The following is a 20,660-nucleotide window of genomic DNA, read 5'->3' as shown; positions in this document are numbered from 1 at the left end:
AAGCAGTAGTAAAATTAAAGTTTAGCCCTACTACGTCGATAACAATGATGCAACTTCTGCACATCAAATGGGCTTCCGTCATGCTGAAAAATCTGCACGTTATTACCGGGATTGTCTTTGCTCTCACTATATTCTGCCTGTTGCAAGTCGTCACGGGGGGATTGTTTTATTCCGCTGTCAGCAATGACCGTCATAACTTCCAGAACTCAGGCAACCTGAATGCACAGCAGGAGAGCCTGAGCGACAGCGTCAACACGCTGGTCAAAACCCGCGTCACGGTCACGCGCGTCGCCATTCGTTATCTCAAAAATCAGCGCGACCCGGCCTCTCTGGCGGCGATCAATAAGCTGCTCGGTAACGCCAGCGATTCCCTGACCAAAGCGGAAAACTACTACAGCGCCTGGCAGGCCATGCCTCCGGTGAAGGGCCAGCGTCCGGAACTCACGGCTGAAATGCAAAAAGCCTACACCCAAATGCATGAGGTGATGCGCCTGTCGATTGAGTATCTGCGCGCGGATAACTATCAGGCGTATGGCGATCTCGACGCGCAGCAGGCGCAGGATGGAATGGAAGCCGTCTACACCCAATGGCGGGCGGAAAACAACACTCTGCTGAAAGCGGCGACCAAAGAGAACCAGAACAGCTTTACCCATATGCAGTGGACGCTGGGCACCATTTTCCTGGTGGTGGTAGCGGTACTGATTGTGTTCTGGCAGGGATTGCAGCACCTGCTGCTGAAACCTCTGCGCAGCGTGATGAATCATATTCGCACCATCGCCAGCGGCGATTTAACACAAGCTATTTCCATCGACAGCCGCAACGAGATGGGCCAGCTGGCGGCCGGGCTGCATGAGATGCAGACGTCGCTGGTTACGACCGTCAGCGCGGTGCGCGGCAGTACCGATTCTATCTACACCGGCGCGGGCGAAATCGCCGCGGGCAGCAATGACCTCTCGGCCCGTACCGAGCAGCAGGCCTCTTCGCTGGAAGAGACGGCGGCGAGTATGGAAGAGCTGACGGCGACGGTGAAACAGAACTCTGATAACGCGCGCCAGGCAACGCTGCTCGCGAAAAATGCGTCGGAAACGGCGGATCGCGGCGGGCGTGTGGTGGATAACGTAATTCGCACGATGACCGAAATTGCCGACAGCTCCCAGCAAATTGCGCACATTACCAGCGTGATCGACAGCATCGCCTTCCAGACGAATATTCTGGCGCTGAACGCTGCGGTGGAAGCGGCGCGAGCCGGTGAACAAGGACGCGGATTTGCCGTGGTCGCCGGGGAAGTTCGCACCCTGGCGAGCCGCAGCGCACAGGCAGCGAAGGAGATCAAAGCGCTGATCGAAAATTCCGTCAGCCGCGTGAACACCGGTTCCGGTCAGGTGAGTGAAGCCGGGGAAACCATGAAAGAGATCGTCGCAGCCGTCACCCGCGTAACCGATATTATGGGTGAAATCGCGTCGGCGTCCGATGAGCAGAGTCGCGGTATTGAGCAAGTGAGTCTGGCGGTTTCGCAGATGGATAGCGTGACGCAGCAAAACGCCGCGCTGGTGCAGGAGTCCGCTACGGCGGCAGCGGCGCTGGAGGATCAGGCGGAACAGCTGCGCCAGGCCGTCGCCGCATTTCGCCTGAACGTGCAAACGCAGACGATCTCCCCGCGCGCGGCAAACCTGAAAACACCGCAAGTATTACGCCCGGCGGCAGCCTCCGCCGGAGATGGCAACTGGGAAACTTTTTGATGCACTTAGCGGCTGCGCTTCGCGTGCCGCTCCCGGTTATCCAGTTTAGCGTCGTCCGATTTTTGTAAGGCTACATAGCACGCACCGCTGCCGCCATGATGGGGCAGCGCAACGCAGACGGCCTGCACGGCGTCGAATTCCGCCAGCCAGCGCGCCAGGTAGCTGCGCACGATATTGGCATGCGAGCCCTCTTCCCGGCCCTTACCGTGGATGATAATCAGATTGCGTAAACTGTCCTGCTGCGCCTGCTGAATAAATGCAAACAGCATCTGACGGCACTGCTCCACCGGCTGGCGTAATAAGTTCAGGCTGGCCTGACGCGGGTATTTACCGGTGCGTAGCTTATCAATGACCCCTCGCTGAACGCCTTCGCGCTGAAACATCAGCGGTTCGGAAAGCGGCAGAACATCGAGGAAGCCGAGGGTGAGGAAGTTATCAAGTTGGGTAGTGTCGATACGCTGGCGGGCACGCGGATTGCGGCTCGGCTGCCAGTTAATATCGGTGCTGCGCTTCAGCGGCTGGACATCATCCATGGCGTCAAGAAAAAGCGATTTGTCGTCAGGTTTCATGGTGCTCCTCCCGCTACATCTGAAGGCGTACTATACCTGCGCCCGGCGAGCGTCTCAATATCAGCCGAGCGCCCTGAAAAAATAATAACGCGCAGGTATGTATTAAAAAAGCTAATAGATAATCGTGAAGCCGCCTTAAAATAAATTTAACAGGTGATTAAGTGTACAGTTTAAGTTAAAAATAAGTTAAATCATGCACTCCGATCACTTTATTTTTAGAGGAAAGCTGTTATAACTAAATAAACCTGCAACACGGATAATAAGCGGGACTTGCACAAGGATGCACTGCTGTGTGTACTGTAGGGTCTGTCCGATGTCGGCAGGCTCTATTTTTTTATTTCCCTTCGTTGAACATTATTCCACGGGCGTGTCTTCTGAACTGCGTTATTAATGACGCCGTCAACGGTGTTTGTCGGGAATCACGTCTTTGGATTAAATAATAAGCGGCTTTGGGTAATATTTCTTCAACCGGCAACATCACCAGACGGTGCGCCAGCAGAGGGTCGCAGCCCAGCTCCTGCGGCAAAATGCTCAAAAAATCGCTTTGCGCCACCAGGCTAATACAGGACGAGAATGTTTCACACACTACGCCAATTTGCGGTATTTGTGAGCGATGGCGGAATATGTCTTCAAGTTGTTTGTAATAACTTCCGCGCGGCGTGGGCATCGTCCAGTTATAATTCATAAGCTCACTAATGGATTTTGCGCCAATCGCCGGATGACCTTGCCGACAAAATATGGCGAAGGGTTTTTCGAACAGTTTTTCAAAGGTAAATTCGTGATCGTAAGGTCCCTGATAATAGGTATTGATGGTGAAATCCAGCTCTCCCTGGCGTAATTCATTGATCATCGACACCAGTTGCCCTTCCATAATTCGCACTTTCACCTGCGGATGCTGCTCGTGAAAACGGGTGATCACCGCAGGCATTAACGTCCGGGCCACGCTGGCTCCCATCCCGATATTGATCTGCCCGCCCTGCAACCCCTGACGCTGGCGAATATCATCCTGCGCGGCGCGCAGCTCTTCGAGGATCAGGTTGGCGTGCTGATAGAAACTCTCGCCGCATTCCGTCAGCGCCACGCCTTTACTGCGCCGCACAAACAGCTGCGCCGCCATCCCCTCTTCCAGCTCTTTGATGGATTTGGTTAACGCCGGTTGCGACAGATTCATCGCCCGGCTGGCACCGCGAATACTGCCCTGACGCGCCACTTCGACGAACGCGCGAATCTGATGAAATTTGACCTGAAATGACATAGCCCGACCGATAACCGTTGTTTATCAGAGTAAAGAAATTGTCATCTACTTTAATGGAAATGGATGTGCGAGGGTAATTCCTGAACGGTTAAAACTGTGAAAAATTGGTTAGTGATAAGTAAAAACTATCACAGCGTGAAGCAGTTCACATATTTTCATGATGACAGGAAGAGAGATGGATTCATTGACACAATCCCTTCAAAAATTAATGCCTCAGCTGACAACATGGCGTCGTGATTTTCACCAGTATGCCGAATCCGGCTGGGTGGAGTTTCGCACCGCCGCAAAAGTCGCGGAGATCCTCGATAACCTGGGCTATGCGCTGGCGATGGGCCGCGATGTGGTCGATGCCGACAGCCGAATGGGACTGCCCGACGCGGACACGCTGGCCGCGGAATTTGCCCGCGCCCGCCAGCAGGGCGCGCCAGAGAAATGGCTCAGCGCCTTTGAAGGCGGCTTCACCGGTATTGTCGCCACGCTGAACACCGGTCGTCCCGGACCGACTCTCGCGTTTCGGGTGGATATGGATGCGCTGGATCTCAGCGAAGCCCTCGACGACAGCCATCGCCCGTTCCGCGACGGTTTTGCCTCCTGCAACCCAGGGATGATGCACGCCTGCGGTCACGACGGTCATACCACCATCGGCCTTGGGCTGGCGCATCTGCTGAAGCAGAACGAATCCCGGCTGAACGGCACCCTTAAACTTATCTTCCAGCCCGCTGAGGAAGGCACGCGCGGCGCGCGCGCCATGGTGGCCGCCGGTGCGCTGGATGGCGTCGACTATTTTACCGCGATCCATATCGGCACCGGTGTCCCGACCGGAACCGTTATCTGTGGGAGCGATAATTTTATGGCGACCACCAAATTTGACGTCCGTTTCACGGGCGTTGCTGCCCACGCGGGCGGTAAACCGGAAGATGGCCGCAACGCCCTGCTCGCCGCCGCTCAGGCCGCACTGGCCCTGCACAGCATTGCGCCCCATAGCGAAGGCGCGTCACGCGTGAACGTCGGCGTCATGCAGGCGGGCAGCGGGCGTAATGTTGTTCCCGCCAGCGCGCTGTTAAAAGTGGAAACGCGCGGTGAAAGCGAGGCCATTAATCAGTACGTGTTTGAACGTGCTCAGGCGGTGATCGACGGTGCCGCAGCGCTCTACGGCGTAAAAGCCGAAATGCGCCTGATGGGCGCCGCGACCTCTAGCGCCCCGTCACCGGCGTGGGTTGACTATCTGCGTGAACAGGCAAGCCAGGTGCCGGGCGTGCGCCAGGCCATCGACAAAGTGAAGGCCCCGGCGGGATCAGAGGACGCCACGCTGATGATGGCGCGGGTGCAGCAGAATGGCGGGATGGCCTCTTATATGGTGTTTGGCACCGATCTGAGCGCCGGTCATCATAATGAAAAGTTTGATTTTGACGAGCAGGTCATGGCGGTGGCGATTGAAACGCTGGCCCGTACTGCGCTCAATTTTCCGTGGACGCGAGGTGTGTGATGCAGGAGATCTACCGTTTTATTGACGATGCGATTGAAACCCGATGTCAGACCTTCACCGATATCGCGGATGAAATCTGGGATCACCCGGAAACGCGCTTTGAAGAGTTCTGGTCCGCCGAACGTCTGGCGAGCGCACTCGAAGCCGAAGGTTTTGCCCTGACGCGCGATGCAGGCGGTATTCCGAATGCCTTTATCGCCAGCTTTGGCAGCGGCAAACCTGTGGTGGCCCTGTTAGGCGAATTTGACGCACTGGCGGGTTTAAGCCAAACCGCGCACTGCGCCACGCCGCAATCAGATACACCCGGCGAGAACGGCCACGGCTGTGGTCATAATCTGCTGGGAACGGCGGCGCTGGCAGGCGCAGTAGCCGTGAAAAGCTGGCTGGAAAAACACGGTGGCAGCGGCACGGTGCGTTTTTACGGCTGCCCGGGTGAGGAAGGCGGCTCCGGCAAAACCTTTATGGTGCGCGAGGGGCTGTTTGACGATGTGGATGCCGCCGTGACCTGGCATCCCGAAGCCTTTGCCGGGATGTTTAACGTCAGCACGCTGGCGAATATCCAGGCCTCGTGGCGCTTTCAGGGGATCGCCGCGCATGCCGCGAATTCGCCTCATCTCGGGCGTAGCGCGCTGGATGCCGTTACCCTGATGACCACCGGCACGAACTTCCTCAATGAGCACATCATCGAAAAAGCCCGCGTGCATTACGCCATCACCAACACCGGCGGGATTTCGCCGAACGTGGTGCAGGCTCAGGCCGAGGTGCTGTATCTGATCCGCGCCCCGGAAATGGCCGACGCCCAGCAGATCTACGAGCGTATTGAAAAGATCGCACAGGGCGCAGCGCTGATGACAGAAACCACCGTCGAACGCCGCTTTGATAAAGCCTGCTCCAGTTATCTACCGAACCGCACCCTTGAAGGCGCGATGTACAGCGCGTTGCAGCATTACGGTACGCCTGTGTGGACGGAAGAGGAGCGCGAATTTGCCTCTGAAATTCGTAAAACCCTCACGCCAAACGATCTGCAAAACAGCCTGAAAAATATCGCCGCTACGGGCGCAGACGAGGGTAAAGCCTTTGCCCGTCGACATCATGAGACGCTGCTGGTGGATGAGGTCGCACCCTACGCCATCACCGATAATGTGCTGGCGGGTTCCACTGACGTGGGCGACGTGAGCTGGAAAATGCCGGTGGCGCAGTGCTTCAGCCCCTGCTTTACCGTCGGCACGCCACTGCACACCTGGCAGCTGGTGGCGCAGGGTCGCACCTCTATTGCCCATAAAGGTATGCTGCTGGCGGGAAAAGTGATGGGCGCTACGGCGCTGAATCTGCTGCAGGACGCGTCGCTGCTGCAATCCTGCCGGAATGAGTTTGAACAACAGATAAAAGAACGACCGTACGAGTGTCCGATCCCACATAACGTGACACCGTCACCTTTAAAATAATAAAACACGCAAACAACAACACAACAGTCCCGAGGAACGCCCATGAGTATGTCTTCCATACCTTCGCATTCCCCATCCGGTAAGGTCTATGGCTGGGTTGAAAGGATCGGCAATAAAGTGCCGCACCCTTTCCTGCTTTTTATCTATTTGATTGTGATTCTGATGATCGCCACCGCCGTGCTGTCGGCTTTTGACGTTAGCGTGCGCAGCCCGGCGGATGGCAGCATGGTGGCGGTGAAAAACCTGCTCAGCGTCGAAGGGCTGCACTGGTTTTTGCCAAATGTGATTAAAAACTTCAGCGGTTTTGCGCCGCTGGGGGCGATTCTGGCGCTGGTGCTGGGCGCGGGTCTGGCTGAACGCGTGGGGTTGTTACCGGCGCTGATGGTCAAAATGGCGTCGGTGGTGAACGCACGTTACGCCAGCTATATGGTGCTGTTTATCGCCTTTTTCAGCCATATCTCCTCTGACGCGGCGCTAGTGATTATGCCGCCGATGGGTGCACTGATTTTCCTCGCCGTGGGCCGTCATCCGGTGGCGGGTTTGCTCGCGGCCATCGCGGGCGTCGGGTGCGGCTTTACCGCCAATCTGCTGATCGTCACCACCGATGTGCTGCTCTCGGGGATCAGCACCGAAGCGGCGAAAACCATTGATACCGCCATGCACGTCAGCGTGATCGACAACTGGTACTTTATGGCAAGCTCAGTGATTGTGCTGACGATTGTGGGCGGCCTGATCACCGATAAGATCGTCGAGCCGCGTCTGGGTACATGGGAAGGCAGCCGTGATGAAAAGCTGGAGGCACTGAGCAAGGAACAGCGCCATGGCCTGCGCGTCGCCGGCGTCGTCTCGCTGCTGTTTATCGCGGCAATAGCGCTGATGGTGGTGCCTGAAAACGGCGTCCTGCGCGATCCGGTAAAACACACGGTCCTGCCGTCGCCGTTTATTCAGGGCATTGTGCCGCTGATTATTCTGTTCTTCTTTATCGTTTCTCTCGCCTACGGCATTGCCACCGGCAAAATTCGCCGCCAGGGCGATCTGCCCCATCTGATGATCGAGCCGATGAAAGAGATGGCGGGTTTTATCGTGATGGTGTTCCCGCTGGCGCAGTTTGTGGCGATGTTTAACTGGAGCAACATGGGCAAGTTTATGGCCGTTGGCCTGACCGATGCCCTGGAGTCCGCCGGACTGAGCGGCGTACCGGCGTTTGTCGGGCTGGCGCTGCTGTCATCCCTGCTGTGTATGTTTATCGCCAGCGGGTCCGCCATCTGGTCGATTCTGGCGCCGATCTTTGTGCCGATGTTTATGCTGCTCGGCTTTCATCCGGCGTTCGCCCAGATCCTGTTCCGCGTGGCCGATTCGTCGGTAATCCCTCTCGCACCGGTGTCGCCGTTTGTGCCACTGTTCTTAGGCTTCCTGCAACGCTATAAGCCCGAGGCGAAACTGGGTACCTACTATTCGCTGGTGTTACCGTATCCGCTTATCTTTTTAGGGGTATGGCTGGTGATGTTAATCGCATGGTATCTTGTGGGGCTGCCAATTGGACCGGGGATTTACCCACGGCTTAATTAAGGGACAAAGGATGCTGAGATTACTCGAAGATAAGATTGCCACGCCGCTTGGCCCGCTGTGGATCATTGCCGATGAGCAGTTCAACCTGCGCGCGGTGGAGTGGGAAGAGCACAGCGACCGGATGGTGGAACTGCTGAATATCCACTATCGCGGCGGCTATGAGCGCATCAGCGCGACGAACCCCGGCGGGTTGAGCGCGAAAATGGCGGACTACTTCGAAGGCGATCTCGGCATCATTGATACCTTACCGACTGCCACGGCAGGCACGCCTTTCCAGCGCGAAGTGTGGCAGGTGTTGCGCTCCATTCCCTGCGGACAGATTATGCATTACGGTCAGCTTGCCGAGCAGTTAGGCCGCGCGGGTGCCGCGCGTGCCGTCGGTGCCGCCAACGGCTCAAACCCGGTCAGCATTGTGGTGCCCTGCCATCGCGTGATTGGCCGTAACGGCACCATGACCGGCTATGCCGGTGGTGTGCAGCGTAAAGAGTGGTTATTGCGCCACGAAGGCTATTTGCTGTTGTAGAAATCCAGGCTTTTAGTGCTTAATTTTCTATGATTTAGGTCATTATTCCACAATCAAGCTGTGGAATTTCAAGAAGATGGCGACACAATGTCGCCACTTGCCGCTATTGATGGTTTCCCAGGCTTACGCACACTCCAAAAAGATGTTAAAATTGACCAATATCAATTAAGGCTTGAGCAGACCTATGATCCCGGAAAAGCGAATTATACGACGCATTCAGTCTGGCGGTTGTGCTATCCATTGCCAGGATTGCAGCATTAGCCAGCTCTGTATCCCGTTTACCCTGAATGAGCATGAACTCGATCAGCTTGATAATATCATCGAGCGCAAAAAGCCTATTCAGAAAGGGCAAACGCTGTTTAAAGCGGGAGACGAACTGAAATCGCTCTATGCGATCCGCTCTGGCACCATTAAGAGCTACACCATCACCGAGCAAGGGGATGAGCAGATTACTGGCTTCCATCTGGCGGGCGATTTAGTGGGCTTTGACGCTATCGGCACCGGCCATCACCCGAGCTTCGCTCAGGCGCTGGAAACCTCCATGGTTTGCGAAATCCCGTTTGAAACGCTGGACGATCTGTCAGGCAAAATGCCTAACCTGCGTCAGCAGATGATGCGTCTGATGAGCGGTGAGATCAAAGGCGATCAGGACATGATCCTGCTGCTTTCCAAAAAGAATGCGGAAGAGCGTCTGGCAGCCTTTATCTATAACCTGTCGCGTCGCTTTGCTGAACGTGGTTTCTCCCCGCGTGAATTCCGTCTCACCATGACCCGTGGCGACATCGGTAACTACCTGGGCCTGACCGTTGAAACCATCAGCCGCCTGCTGGGTCGTTTTCAGAAAAGTGGCATGCTGGCGGTGAAAGGCAAATATATCACCATCGAAAACGGTGAAGCACTGGCGGTTCTCGCCGGTCACTCCCGCAACGTCGCTTAAGCCTCGCTTCTCTTCTGCCGGATCGATAAATTTTCGTGATTTATTGATCTGGCAAAACCTTATCCCCTGTTTCATTCAACATATATAGGTTACTCTTTTAATTACAGACTGTGGTGACAGTAGTAAGGAGACCTGTATGGCAAAGTATCAAAACATGCTGGTGGCCATCGATCCTAATCAGGACGATCAACCGGCGTTACGGCGAGCTGTCTATTTACATCAACGGATTGGCGGCAAAATCAAAGCGTTTTTGCCGATCTATGACTTCTCATATGAGATGACCACCCTTCTGTCGCCTGACGAGCGCACTGCTATGCGTCAGGGAGTGATCAGCCAGCGGACCGCGTGGATCCGCGAGCAGGCTAAATATTACATTGATGCGGGGATCCCCATCGACATCAAAGTCGTGTGGCATAACCGTCCTTTCGAAGCCATTATCCAGGAAGTGATCAGCGAAAAACACGACCTGCTGCTGAAAATGGCGCACCAGCACGACAAGCTGGAAGCGGTGATTTTTACCCCAACCGACTGGCACTTGCTGCGTAAATGCCCTTGCCCGGTGTGGATGGTGAAAGACCAGCCGTGGCCAGAAGGCGGTAAGGCGCTGGTGGCCGTAAACCTCGCCAGCGAAGAGAATTATCACAATGCGCTGAACGAAAAACTGGTTAAAGAGACAATCCAGCTTGCCGAACAGGTTAACCATACGGAAGTCCATCTGGTCGGTGCGTATCCGGTTACCCCTATCAATATCGCCATCGAACTGCCTGAATTTGACCCGAGCGTCTATAACGATGCTATTCGCGGTCAGCACCTGCTGGCCATGAAATCCCTGCGCCAGAAATTCAGTATCGACGAGAAAATGACGCACGTAGAAAAAGGGCTGCCTGAAGAGGTGATCCCGGATCTGTCGGAGCATTTGCAGGCGGGGATTGTGGTGCTCGGCACCGTTGGGCGCACCGGTATTTCCGCAGCCTTCCTCGGTAATACGGCGGAACAGGTGATCGACCATCTGCGCTGCGATCTGTTGGTCATCAAACCGGATCAGTATCAAACCCCGGTGGAGCTGGATGACGAAGAAGACGATTGAGAATTATTAAATAGAAAAAGCCGCCAACGATGGCGGCTTTTTTATGCCGGTTTGTCCGGCACTGAGGTTCGTCAAAGGCCCGGCAAGCATGTGCCGCCGGGCGATCGCGCGACTACAGCGCTTTCAGAATCGCGTCCACGCTGGCTTTCGCATCGCCAAACAGCATGTGGGTGTTCTCTTTGAAGAACAGCGGGTTTTGTACGCCAGCGTAACCGGTGTTCATCGAGCGTTTGAAGACGATTACGTTCTGCGCCTTCCACACTTCCAGAACCGGCATACCGGCAATCGGGCTGCCTGGATCATCCTGCGCCGCCGGGTTCACCGTATCGTTGGCGCCAATCACCAGTACCGTGTCGGTGTCGGCGAAATCATCGTTGATCTCGTCCATTTCCAGCACCACGTCATAAGGCACCTTGGCTTCCGCCAATAGCACGTTCATGTGACCAGGCAAGCGCCCTGCCACCGGGTGAATACCGAAACGCACTTTGATCCCACGCGCACGCAGCTTCTCGGTGATTTCCGCCACCGGATACTGCGCCTGTGCCACCGCCATGCCGTAGCCTGGGGTGATGATCACTGAATGGGAGTTTTTCAGCATATCCGCGGTGTCTTCCGCGGTGATTTCACGGTGCTCACCCACTTCTTCATCACCGCTGGATGACGCGCCGTCCGTACCAAAACCACCGGCAATAACGCTGAAGAACGAACGGTTCATCGCCTTGCACATAATGTAAGACAGAATCGCACCCGACGAGCCCACCAGTGCGCCGGTAACGATCAGCAGGTCGTTGCTGAGCATAAAGCCCGCTGCCGCCGCTGCCCAACCGGAGTAGGAGTTCAGCATCGATACCACGACAGGCATATCCGCCCCGCCGATAGAGGCCACCAGATGCCAGCCAAACGCAAGCGCGATGACGGTCATCACCAGCAGCGCCAGCACCTGCATGCCGGTGCTTTCGGTACGCACGAACACCACCAGCAGCAGGAAAGAGACCACCAGCGCCGCGAGGTTCATTTTGTGACGGTTTGGCAGCATCAGCGGCTTAGACGAGATTTTGCCGCGCAGTTTGCCAAAGGCCACGATTGAGCCGGTAAAGGTCACCGCACCGATGAAGATCCCGAGGAACACTTCGGTCAGATGGATATTGACCAGAATCGGTTCCATGCCCGGTTCGTGGTACAGATAGCTGTTAAAGCCGACCAGCACCGCCGCCAGACCGACAAAGCTGTGCAGAATCGCCACCAGCTCTGGCATTTCGGTCATTTCGACGCGTTTTGCCAGGCGAATACCAATCGCCCCACCGATAATCATCGCCACCAGGATCCACGCGACGTTGCCGGTATCCGGCCCGAAGATGGTGGCAATCAGCGCAATCGCCATCCCCGCGATACCGAAGTGGTTCCCGCGCTGCGACGTTTCGTGCTTGGAAAGCCCCGCCAGACTGCAAATAAACAGGATTGCGGCAACAATGTATGCAGCTGTTACTAATCCTCCAGACATATGCTACCCCTTAGCCTTTACGAAACATTTTCAGCATGCGCTGAGTCACGGTGAAACCACCGAAAATATTGATACTGGCGATAAGCACCGCGATGAAGCTCAGGAAGCTGATCCAGCCGCCGTGACCAATCTGCAGTAACGCCCCCACCACGATGATCCCTGAAATGGCGTTCGTTACCGACATTAAAGGCGTGTGCAGTGCGTGAGAGACGTTCCACACCACGTAGTAACCGACAACGCAGGAGAGCGCGAACACGGTGAAGTGGCCGAGGAACTCTTTCGGTGCCACGTCAGCGAGCCAGCCGAACAGAATAATCACCAGCGCCATCAGCGCGTATTTACGCCATGGAGAGATCGGTTTCGGCGGTTCTTTGGGTGCCGGTGCGGCTTTCTGCGCCGCCTGAGGCTGCGCGGAAACCTGAATTGGCGGAGCCGGCCAGGTGATTTCGCCGTCACGAATCACCGTCACGCCGCGCACTACCACATCGTCAAAATCAACGACCACGTTGCCATCTTTCTCTTTACACAGCAGCTTTAGCAGGTTCACAAGGTTCGTGCCGTACAGCTGGGAAGACTGCGTTGGCAGGCGGCCTGGCAGATCGGTGTAACCGATGATTTTCACGCCGTTGGCGGTGGTCATCACTTCGTTCGGTACGGTGTATTCACAGTTGCCGCCGTTCTGCGAGGCCAGGTCGACAATCACGCTCCCGGCTTTCATGGAATCGACCATTTCACGAGTGATCAGCTTCGGCGCGGGTTTGCCAGGGATCAGCGCCGTGGTGACGATGATATCGACCTCTTTCGCCTGCGCCGCGAAGAGTTCCATTTCCGCTTTGATGAACGCTTCGGACATCACCTTAGCGTAGCCATCTCCGCTGCCCGCCTCTTCCTTGAAGTCCAGCTCAAGGAACTCGGCGCCCATACTCTGCACCTGCTCTTTCACTTCAGGACGCGTATCAAACGCACGTACGATCGCACCGAGGCTGTTCGCCGCACCGATTGCCGCAAGACCCGCGACACCCGCACCAATCACCATTACTTTTGCCGGTGGGACTTTCCCTGCCGCCGTGATTTGACCAGTAAAGAAGCGACCAAATTCATGGGCAGCCTCAACGATGGCACGGTAGCCGGCGATGTTCGCCATGGAACTCAACGCATCCAGCGACTGCGCGCGGGAGATACGCGGCACGGAATCCATCGCCATAACGGTGACGCCACGCGCGGCCAGTTTCTCCATCAGCTCCGGATTTTGCGCAGGCCAGACGAAGCTCACAAGCGTGGTGCCCGGATTTAACAGGGCGATTTCGCTCTCGGTTGGCGCATTCACCTTCAGGATTACCGGTGCCTGCCAGATCTCAGACCCGCTCACCACCTCAGCGCCCGCCTGAATAAATGCCTCGTCATCGAAGCTCGCCAGTTTGCCCGCGCCGCTTTCAACCGCGACGGTAAAACCCAGTTTAAGCAGCTGCTCGACCGTTTTCGGCGTCGCAGCAACGCGGGTTTCATTGGCTAACCGTTCTTTTGGTACCCCAATACGCATAGTTTTCCCTTCCATCGGTTCTTGATGATGGTTTGTCGATAAATGACCGCGATTTGCATAAGCGTCGCCAGGGAGAGCCCTGACGGGTAAATAACCACGGAAAATAAAACAGTAACAAACTTTCTATAACCTACTGAAAATACCGCTTGTGATCTACAGCAAGAAAACACTATTTCTGACTTTATCTGTGAAAAATAAGTAATCGCGGTCTCTGACAGCGATATTTACCTTATTTTCCTCGCCAGGGCCGATAAATAGCTCAAGCGAAGCGGTAAAACATGATATAGCGCCGTATTAGAACAACCCATTAACATTAAATTAACTTGTAAAAGTCATATGCTTAATCAGTTTTACTGCTCAAACGCTTGTTTACTCGACATATCAGTAAATGTTATCGAATTTGATCCTGTCGTGAGCACAGGGAGTGAAAAATCGCGCAGACAGCGACGGGTTTTAAATGCCATAATCGGCGACGAATTCAAATTAACAACAACACCAGTACCTGGTTTGCGCAAGGCGAAGGATTATTTTTATGAAGCTTAAGAACACTCTCCTGGCGTCCGCACTCCTTTCTGCGATCGCCCTGTCCGCTAACGCCGCGACAGAGTTAACGCCGGAGCAAGCGGCAGCGTTGAAACCTTACGATCGTGTGACGGTTACCGGTCGTTTTAACGCCATTAGCGATGCAGTGCGAGCAGCGTCACTTCGCGCTGATAAAGAGGGTGCCGCCTCTTTTTATGTCGTTGATACATCTGATTACGGTAGCGGCGGCAACCTGCGCGTCGTGGTCGATCTCTACAAGCAAGATGCGAAAAAAGCGGATGCGCCGAAAAACCGCGTCATTAATGGCGTGATGGAGTTGCCAAAGGATCAGGCGATTGCGCTTGAGCCGTATGACACCGTGACCGTCCAGGGCTTCTACCGCAGCCAGCCTGAAGTGAACGATGCCATCACCAAAGCCGCGAAGGCGAAAGGGGCTGCCTCTTTCTATATCGTGCGCCAGATTGACGCTAACCAGGGCGGCAACCAGCGTATTACCGCTTTCCTGTACAAAGCCGATGCCAAAAAACGCGTTCTGCAAAGCCCGGATGTGATCCCTGCGGATTCTGAAGCCGGTCGCGCAGCGCTGGCGAAAGGCGGCGAAGAAGCGAAGAAAGTGGAAATCCCGGGCGTAGCAACCACCGCGACCCCAAGTGCTGACGTCGGTCGTTTCTTTGAAACTCAGACCACTAAGGGCGGCCGTTACACCGTCACCCTGCCGGACGGCACTAAAATTGAAGAGCTGAACAAGGCCACTGCCGCGCAGATGGTGCCTTTCGACAGCGTCAAATTCACCGGTAACTACGGCAACATGACCGAAGTATCCTACCAGGTGGCGAAGCGTGCAGCGAAGAAAGGTGCGAAGTATTACCACATCACCCGCCAGTGGCAGGAACGTGGTAACAATGTGACCATCAGCGCAGACCTGTACAAGTAAATCAGCAGGTGTGAAAAGGCGGCGCAATGCCGCCTTTTTTGTAACTTTTCTCTAATTTCTGCCTCACATCATTGCATGCCTGCAAGACACTCCGTAAAATCCCGCGCCTTAGTGTGATCCACCATTTTTATGCGCTTGTGCGAAATAATTATTCTGGATTTGGACCTTTCATAACAGGAAGCCAATGGAAAAGAAACTTGGCCTGAGCGCTTTAACTGCGCTCGTTTTAAGCTCCATGCTGGGTGCAGGCGTATTCAGTTTGCCGCAGAATATGGCGGAAGTCGCCAGCCCCGCGGCGTTGCTCATCGGCTGGGGGATCACCGGTGTCGGGATCCTGCTGCTGGCCTTTGCCATGTTATTGCTCACGCGCATCCGCCCGGATCTGGACGGCGGAATATTCACCTACGCCCGCGAAGGGTTTGGCGAGCTGATCGGCTTCTGCTCGGCCTGGGGCTACTGGCTCTGCGCGGTGATCGCCAACGTCTCCTATCTGGTGATCGTCTTCTCTGCCCTCAGTTTCTTTACCGATACGCCTGAACTGCGCTTCTTCGGCGACGGCAATACCTGGCAATCGATCGTCGGAGCGTCAGTGCTGCTGTGGTTAGTTCACTGGCTGGTGCTGCGCGGCGTGCAGACGGCGGCGAGCATTAACCTGGTGGCGACGCTGGCTAAGCTGGTTCCGCTGGGTCTGTTTATCGTGCTGGCGTTTATCGCGTTTCGTCTTGATGTTTTCAGCCTCGATTTCAGCGGTGTCGCGCTTGGCGTACCGGTCTGGGAGCAGGTGAAAAACACCATGCTTATCACCCTGTGGGTGTTTATCGGCGTCGAAGGCGCGGTGGTGGTCTCTGCGCGCGCCCGTAATAAGCGCGACGTAGGCCGTGCCACGCTGCTGGCGGTACTGGCTGCGCTGAGCGTTTATCTGCTGGTGACGCTGCTCTCCATCGGCGTGGTGGCGCGCCCTGAGCTGGCTGAGATGCGTAACCCGTCGATGGCGGGCCTGATGGTCAGAATGATGGGGTCCTGGGGCGACGTGGTGATTGCGGCTGGGCTGATTGTTTCGGTCTGCGGCGCTTACCTGAGCTGGACCATTATGGCGGCAGAAGTGCCCTTCCTGGCCGCGACGCATAAGGCTTTCCCGCGCCTGTTTGCGCGTCAGAACAAAAACAGCGCACCGTCGGCGTCCCTGTGGCTGACCAACATCAGCGTGCAGGTCTGTCTGGTGCTGATCTGGCTCACAGGTTCTGACTATAACACCCTGCTGACCATTGCCTCCGAGATGATTCTGGTACCCTATTTCTTAGTCGGGGCTTATCTGTTAAAAATAGCCAGCCGCCCGGCACATTACATGGTCGGTGTTGGCGCTTGTCTCTACGGATTATGGTTACTTTATGCCTCAGGCCCCATGCATCTGCTGCTCTCTGTGGTGCTGTATGCGCCGGGCCTGCTGGTGTTTATCTACGCTCGCCGCACGCATCAGTTAGGTCACGCGCTCAAGCGTCGTGAAATGGCGTTGATTGGCATGTTACTGGTTGCTGCCGTACCGGCAACGTGGATGTTGATGGGATAAGCGCGATTTTTCCCATCGTTGAACTCTCAAGGAAAATACGATGGGAAATGCACCGCTACGCCCGATTCTGATTACTGGCGCTGGCCGACGCATCGGCCTCGCCCTTGCTCACCATTTTCTTAGCCAGCATCAGCCGGTGATCGTCAGTTACCGAACAGAATACGACGCTATTGAAGGACTGAGAAAAGCCGGTGCCGTCTGCATCCAGGCAGATTTCGCCACCGACGACGGGATTCTGGCGTTTGCCGACAAGGTAAAATCAACCACCGACGGTCTGCGCGCCATCGTGCATAACGCCAGTGCCTGGCTGGCGGAAACCCCGGAAACCTCGCTGAGCGAAACCCTCGCGGCGATGATGCAGATCCACGTCCACGCCCCCTATTTGCTCAACCACGCCCTGCAGGATTTACTGTGCGGGCACGGTCACGCCGCGAGCGATATTATTCATTTCACCGACTATGTGGTGGAGCGCGGCAGCGACAAACATATTGCCTATGCGGCGAGTAAAGCGGCGCTGGACAACATGACGCGCTCGTTCGCCCGCAAGCTCGCGCCAGAGGTCAAGGTGAATGCTATCGCCCCGTCGCTGATTATGTTTAACGACCATGATGATGCGGAATACCGCCAAAAAGCGCTCAATAAATCACTGATGAAAATCGCGCCGGGCGAGAAAGAGGTGATCGATCTTATCGACTACCTGCTGACCAGCCGCTACGTCACAGGGCGCTCTTTTGGCGTAGATGGCGGCCGCCCGCTGAATTAGTGAAAGCGGCTCCAGAAGAAGATCAACACCCAGGCGCTGAGGCTCCAGCATACTACCGCCCCGCCCAGCGCCAGGGGTAAGCGCATCATGGCCGTGAAATACCACAGCGACAGAAGATAGATAAAATAGGGAATGATGGACCACATGCCAAACACGATGGTGGTGCGCAGCGCGTCAATGCCACGCTCTGACGCCACGATATAGTGGGCAATGAGCGCAAAGGTCGGGAATAACGGAATCAGCCCGGCGATATAGTAATTTTTCGTCTTCGCTAAAATGCCAATCAGCACCACGACCAGCGCACCCAGCGCGGCTTTGATTAAGAGCGCCATTCTTTTCCCATAACAATCAACTAACAATACCGGTCAGAATAACGGAACTCAGGTTAATTTAGAAAGATTAATGGAAGGTTAAGGTTACGCGGTGTATGTTGGCTTTTTTCACGAAAACAGACGTTGTATGAATAAGATCGTTTTTGTTGAGGACGAACCCGAAGTCGGCCAGCTGATTGCCGCTTATCTGGGAAAACACGATATGGACGTTATCGTCGAGCCACGTGGTGACCGCGCTGAAGAGGTGGTGCTGCGCGAGAAACCGGACCTGGTCCTGCTCGACATCATGCTGCCCGGCAAAGACGGGATGACCGTGTGCCGCGATCTGCGCGCGCAATGGGACGGCCCGATAGTGCTGCTCACCTCCCTCGACAGCGACATGAACCATATTCTGTCGCTTGAGATGGGCGCGAACGATTATATTCTCAAAACCACGCCGCCTGCGGTGCTGCTGGCCCGTCTGCGCCTGCATCTGCGCCAGCGCGTTGCGACGGAAAACCAGACAGCCTCTGCCGCACTCACGCCCCACAAAGCCATGCGCTTTGGCACCCTGTCGATCGATCCCGTTAACCGCCAGGTGCTGCTTTCCGGGGTAGATATCGCGCTGTCGACCGCCGATTTTGACCTGCTATGGGAACTGGCCACCCATGCCGGGCAAATTATGGACCGTGATGCGTTGCTGAAAAACCTGCGCGGCGTCAGTTACGACGGTATGGACCGCAGCGTCGACGTCGCCATCTCGCGGCTGCGTAAAAAGCTGCTGGATAACGCCACCGAGCCGTACCGCATCAAAACCGTGCGTAACAAAGGCTATTTGTTTGCGCCACATGCCTGGGAAACCTGATAACCCGACACACCCCGTTCGAGCGCTAAAATATCCCCGGACGACAACAGCGGCTGCAGTTCCATCAGCGTCTCTTCCGGCAGCTGATACAGATTCAGCGCCAGCAGCCGCGCAATATCCTCTTCCGGCAGTCGATATTTCAGTATTTTTGCCGGATTGCCACCGACCACGGCGTACGGCGGCACGTCCTTGGTCACAACCGCTCCCGCCGCGACCACAGCCCCTTCGCCGATGGTGACGCCAGGCATGATCATGGCCCGCATTCCCAGCCAGCATCCATCCTGCAGCACCGTATCCCCACGCGGCTGATAGGCCTCTTTGATGGACTCCATAAACGGATAAAGGCTGAGCCAGTCCAGACGATGAGTGCTGTTCCCGCCCATCAGAATCACACACTCCGCACCGATACAGACAAAGTTGCCGATGAAGAGCTGGTCCAGTTCGCCGAGCGGTTCCCAGTTTCTGCTTACCTCATCGCCGAGAAGATACCGCACCACCGAGCGCTCAAAACCCTTGTCCCAGCAGTCGCTGTAATAACTGTGCGTGCCTTTGATGTGAATATTGGGGTTCGTTACCGTCTGGTGAAGATATTCCGTCCTCGACCAATGTTTATCTGACATATTTGACATCCTTTTCTGATGATATGAATGGCCTGATTATGCGCGATGGTGCTGTAACCGACTATCAACCACCCGCTACACAACGGAAATAAAAAACCGCCCGTAGGCGGTTAGTAGCAAGCTACCTGAGCGGTGGATCAACATCATCAGGTATGATGGGGTCAACGGGGTCAGTATCACCCGGCAGAGGGTCATCTACCGGTACAGGATCAACCCAATCTCGACGTTCAGTCACATTAACCTCCGACGAACGGTGTGTCAGGCACAGCCTGAGTCACTACTTTTTGCTTTTCTGCGGGCTCTTATCGTTGTCTTTCGGCGTATTATCCGGTTTTTTCGGCGTGTCTTTGTTGACTTGCGTAGAATAGTTTTTCACGGCTTACTCCAGTAGGGTATGCAGCCATTCACTGCAGACTAAGTATAGGTCGGTGACCTCAATAAGCCATGCGAAGCGGCACTCCAGGCGGGTTCAGGCCCCTTCAAAAATCCCCTGCGTGGAGGGCATTGATAAAAAAAAGCCACCCGCCGAAAGCAAGCAGCTTAACTGTTATCTGTGATGTGATGATGCTAAAAAGCGAGGAATAGCAAAGTCATGTCGCGTGGTCATCAGAGAAGATTGATCTTTACCTCGTAACCTTCCAGACCGGTCATTGTTTCACGCTCAGTAAAATCTATACCAGACACCTCTTTCCCGGTTTTTTTCCGAAGCTCTATGATTTTCTTTGAGATAAGTGCAGAAATCTCTTCCTCGGCTTTTCTTTTAAGATCATCAGCAGTCATAATTTCACCTCTTCTGTCCATCTACAGTGTCATACGCTAAATATGTGGGCAAATCCTGTCAGTTTCAAGTAACCCTCTAAAAATCATAGACTATTCTGCTCGAATTTTGCACGGCATCGCAGGAAAGAAGATGAACTCCGGCCTGCGAGCCGATAGGTTTCCTCAGAAACTAACATAGCTACGGCTGTTGATACGCCCTTTGTGCATTGAGAAAGAGAGAAATCCTAGTAATAGGTGATCGTGACATTCACCTTCGCCGTGAAGGCACCGGTAAACTCGTGATCGCTCGCATCGGTAATCTGTGGCGCAGTTTGTATGACCGCCGCCTGAAAATACGCCGTATTTTTCCCTTTCTGCCCCACTCCGATATTCTGCTTCACGCCCATTCGCACCACTTTCCCTTCACTGTTATAGAGACCCACTTCGAGGCCTTTCAGCTTTTGACCATTTTGATCGCTCACTGCCGAAATGGTCTCTCGTCCGGGCACAATGGTGTAGGGCTCATCAAAGGTAAACTCGACATTGTTGGTGTAGCTGCTGCAGGTAAAATCCATGCCAAAACGGGTCAGCTTCCCTTCACGCGGGAATGAACCGCTGCTGCTTTTACGAAATTCCCCCAGGTCCAC

General features: G+C 55.1%; 19 protein-coding genes. 11 read left to right on the top strand and 8 right to left on the bottom strand.

The genetic code is table 11. The annotated features are described in order from the left end of the window. Positions 1-80 precede the first annotated feature (80 nt). Complete coding sequence (locus C0560_RS09815; protein WP_248860270.1) at positions 81-1,739, top strand: methyl-accepting chemotaxis protein; 1,659 nt, start codon at positions 81-83, stop codon at positions 1,737-1,739. Positions 1,740-1,744: 5 nt separating this feature from the next. Here C0560_RS09815 and smrA read toward each other — a convergent pair whose 3' ends face one another. Both smrA and C0560_RS09805 read right to left on the bottom strand, forming a co-directional pair. After that, positions 1,745-2,308, bottom strand: a complete 564-nt coding sequence (gene smrA / locus C0560_RS09810) for a DNA endonuclease SmrA (protein WP_248860133.1) — start codon at positions 2,306-2,308, stop codon at positions 1,745-1,747. Positions 2,309-2,642: 334 nt separating this feature from the next. Continuing rightward, on the bottom strand, positions 2,643-3,563 hold the full coding sequence (locus tag C0560_RS09805) for a LysR family transcriptional regulator (RefSeq protein WP_107703668.1): 921 nt from the start codon (positions 3,561-3,563) through the stop codon (positions 2,643-2,645). Between the two features lie 175 nt (positions 3,564-3,738). Between C0560_RS09805 and C0560_RS09800 the strand changes: the two genes are divergently transcribed. The 6 genes from C0560_RS09800 to uspE all read left to right on the top strand — a co-directional run bounded on the left by C0560_RS09800 (position 3,739) and on the right by uspE (position 10,610). Next, positions 3,739-5,049 (top strand): M20 family metallo-hydrolase, encoded by a 1,311-nt coding sequence (locus C0560_RS09800; protein WP_102103595.1) that lies wholly within the window; start codon positions 3,739-3,741, stop codon positions 5,047-5,049. Beyond that, on the top strand, positions 5,049-6,494 hold the full coding sequence (locus C0560_RS09795) for a M20 family metallopeptidase (protein ID WP_248860131.1): 1,446 nt from the start codon (positions 5,049-5,051) through the stop codon (positions 6,492-6,494). The genes C0560_RS09800 and C0560_RS09795 overlap by 1 nt, the downstream gene beginning before the upstream one ends. Positions 6,495-6,536: 42 nt before the next feature. Then, entirely contained in the window at positions 6,537-8,063 is a 1,527-nt protein-coding gene (abgT, locus tag C0560_RS09790) for a p-aminobenzoyl-glutamate transporter (protein WP_248860129.1), read from the top strand. A 10-nt stretch (positions 8,064-8,073) separates the two neighbouring features. Next, complete coding sequence (ogt, locus tag C0560_RS09785; protein WP_123428120.1) at positions 8,074-8,586, top strand: methylated-DNA--[protein]-cysteine S-methyltransferase; 513 nt, start codon at positions 8,074-8,076, stop codon at positions 8,584-8,586. Between the two features lie 184 nt (positions 8,587-8,770). Then, positions 8,771-9,523: a fumarate/nitrate reduction transcriptional regulator Fnr gene (gene fnr, locus C0560_RS09780; RefSeq protein WP_014070017.1), complete on the top strand. Its 753-nt coding sequence runs from the start codon at positions 8,771-8,773 to the stop codon at positions 9,521-9,523. 136 nt (positions 9,524-9,659) lie between these two features. Next, positions 9,660-10,610 carry a universal stress protein UspE gene (uspE, locus tag C0560_RS09775; protein WP_100780346.1) on the top strand — a complete coding sequence of 317 codons (951 nt, stop codon included), beginning with the start codon at positions 9,660-9,662 and terminating at the stop codon, positions 10,608-10,610. 112 nt (positions 10,611-10,722) lie between these two features. Here the strand turns inward: uspE and pntB are convergent, their stop codons facing one another. Beyond that, positions 10,723-12,111 (bottom strand): Re/Si-specific NAD(P)(+) transhydrogenase subunit beta, encoded by a 1,389-nt coding sequence (pntB, locus tag C0560_RS09770; RefSeq protein ID WP_100780347.1) that lies wholly within the window; start codon positions 12,109-12,111, stop codon positions 10,723-10,725. Positions 12,112-12,121: 10 nt separating this feature from the next. Beyond that, complete coding sequence (gene pntA / locus C0560_RS09765; RefSeq protein WP_248860127.1) at positions 12,122-13,651, bottom strand: Re/Si-specific NAD(P)(+) transhydrogenase subunit alpha; 1,530 nt, start codon at positions 13,649-13,651, stop codon at positions 12,122-12,124. Positions 13,652-14,183: 532 nt separating this feature from the next. On the opposite strand from pntA, the gene ydgH reads away from it, so the two are divergent. From ydgH to folM, 3 genes are all read left to right on the top strand, one after another. Beyond that, positions 14,184-15,128: a DUF1471 family protein YdgH gene (ydgH, locus tag C0560_RS09760; protein ID WP_100780349.1), complete on the top strand. Its 945-nt coding sequence runs from the start codon at positions 14,184-14,186 to the stop codon at positions 15,126-15,128. A gap of 184 nt (positions 15,129-15,312) precedes the next feature. Then, positions 15,313-16,695: an amino acid permease gene (locus tag C0560_RS09755; RefSeq protein ID WP_100780351.1), complete on the top strand. Its 1,383-nt coding sequence runs from the start codon at positions 15,313-15,315 to the stop codon at positions 16,693-16,695. Positions 16,696-16,735: 40 nt separating this feature from the next. Continuing rightward, on the top strand, positions 16,736-17,458 hold the full coding sequence (gene folM, locus C0560_RS09750) for a dihydromonapterin reductase (protein WP_248860124.1): 723 nt from the start codon (positions 16,736-16,738) through the stop codon (positions 17,456-17,458). On the opposite strand, the gene C0560_RS09745 is transcribed toward folM, so the two are convergent. Continuing rightward, a complete protein-coding gene (locus tag C0560_RS09745) occupies positions 17,455-17,790 on the bottom strand; it encodes a GlpM family protein (protein WP_102103591.1) in 336 nt (111 codons plus the stop codon). The two genes, folM and C0560_RS09745, sit on opposite strands and share 4 nt — an antisense overlap. Positions 17,791-17,917: 127 nt before the next feature. Here C0560_RS09745 and rstA point away from each other — a divergent pair, with 127 nt between their 5' ends. Beyond that, positions 17,918-18,634 carry a two-component system response regulator RstA gene (gene rstA, locus C0560_RS09740; RefSeq protein WP_100780354.1) on the top strand — a complete coding sequence of 239 codons (717 nt, stop codon included), beginning with the start codon at positions 17,918-17,920 and terminating at the stop codon, positions 18,632-18,634. Here the strand turns inward: rstA and C0560_RS09735 are convergent. The 3 genes from C0560_RS09735 to C0560_RS09725 form a co-directional block, all read right to left on the bottom strand. After that, positions 18,601-19,254 carry a CatB-related O-acetyltransferase gene (locus C0560_RS09735; RefSeq protein WP_100780355.1) on the bottom strand — a complete coding sequence of 218 codons (654 nt, stop codon included), beginning with the start codon at positions 19,252-19,254 and terminating at the stop codon, positions 18,601-18,603. The genes rstA and C0560_RS09735 overlap by 34 nt on opposite strands. A gap of 606 nt (positions 19,255-19,860) precedes the next feature. Next, complete coding sequence (locus C0560_RS09730; RefSeq protein WP_100780891.1) at positions 19,861-20,034, bottom strand: GnsA/GnsB family addiction module toxin; 174 nt, start codon at positions 20,032-20,034, stop codon at positions 19,861-19,863. 224 nt (positions 20,035-20,258) lie between these two features. Then, the coding region (locus C0560_RS09725; protein ID WP_371923375.1) for a fimbrial protein at positions 20,259-20,660 on the bottom strand (402 nt) is incomplete at its 5' end.

This window comes from Lelliottia sp. AC1 (genome assembly GCF_023278595.1).
Lineage (GTDB): Bacteria > Pseudomonadota > Gammaproteobacteria > Enterobacterales > Enterobacteriaceae > Enterobacter > Enterobacter nimipressuralis.
This window is presented reverse-complemented; position numbering and strand designations above follow the sequence as displayed.

Bases quoted from the DNA above. Each gene is read 5' to 3' on its own strand.
- C0560_RS09815 (WP_248860270.1), top strand. From the start codon at position 81: ATGCTGAAAAATCTGCACGTTATTACCGGGATTGTCTTTGCTCTCACT.
- smrA (WP_248860133.1), bottom strand. From the start codon at position 2,308: ATGAAACCTGACGACAAATCGCTTTTTCTTGACGCCATGGATGATGTC.
- C0560_RS09805 (WP_107703668.1), bottom strand. From the start codon at position 3,563: ATGTCATTTCAGGTCAAATTTCATCAGATTCGCGCGTTCGTCGAAGTG.
- C0560_RS09800 (WP_102103595.1), top strand. From the start codon at position 3,739: ATGGATTCATTGACACAATCCCTTCAAAAATTAATGCCTCAGCTGACA.
- C0560_RS09795 (WP_248860131.1), top strand. From the start codon at position 5,049: ATGCAGGAGATCTACCGTTTTATTGACGATGCGATTGAAACCCGATGT.
- abgT (WP_248860129.1), top strand. From the start codon at position 6,537: ATGAGTATGTCTTCCATACCTTCGCATTCCCCATCCGGTAAGGTCTAT.
- ogt (WP_123428120.1), top strand. From the start codon at position 8,074: ATGCTGAGATTACTCGAAGATAAGATTGCCACGCCGCTTGGCCCGCTG.
- fnr (WP_014070017.1), top strand. From the start codon at position 8,771: ATGATCCCGGAAAAGCGAATTATACGACGCATTCAGTCTGGCGGTTGT.
- uspE (WP_100780346.1), top strand. From the start codon at position 9,660: ATGGCAAAGTATCAAAACATGCTGGTGGCCATCGATCCTAATCAGGAC.
- pntB (WP_100780347.1), bottom strand. From the start codon at position 12,111: ATGTCTGGAGGATTAGTAACAGCTGCATACATTGTTGCCGCAATCCTG.
- pntA (WP_248860127.1), bottom strand. From the start codon at position 13,651: ATGCGTATTGGGGTACCAAAAGAACGGTTAGCCAATGAAACCCGCGTT.
- ydgH (WP_100780349.1), top strand. From the start codon at position 14,184: ATGAAGCTTAAGAACACTCTCCTGGCGTCCGCACTCCTTTCTGCGATC.
- C0560_RS09755 (WP_100780351.1), top strand. From the start codon at position 15,313: ATGGAAAAGAAACTTGGCCTGAGCGCTTTAACTGCGCTCGTTTTAAGC.
- folM (WP_248860124.1), top strand. From the start codon at position 16,736: ATGGGAAATGCACCGCTACGCCCGATTCTGATTACTGGCGCTGGCCGA.
- C0560_RS09745 (WP_102103591.1), bottom strand. From the start codon at position 17,790: ATGGCGCTCTTAATCAAAGCCGCGCTGGGTGCGCTGGTCGTGGTGCTG.
- rstA (WP_100780354.1), top strand. From the start codon at position 17,918: ATGAATAAGATCGTTTTTGTTGAGGACGAACCCGAAGTCGGCCAGCTG.
- C0560_RS09735 (WP_100780355.1), bottom strand. From the start codon at position 19,254: ATGTCAGATAAACATTGGTCGAGGACGGAATATCTTCACCAGACGGTA.
- C0560_RS09730 (WP_100780891.1), bottom strand. From the start codon at position 20,034: ATGACTGCTGATGATCTTAAAAGAAAAGCCGAGGAAGAGATTTCTGCA.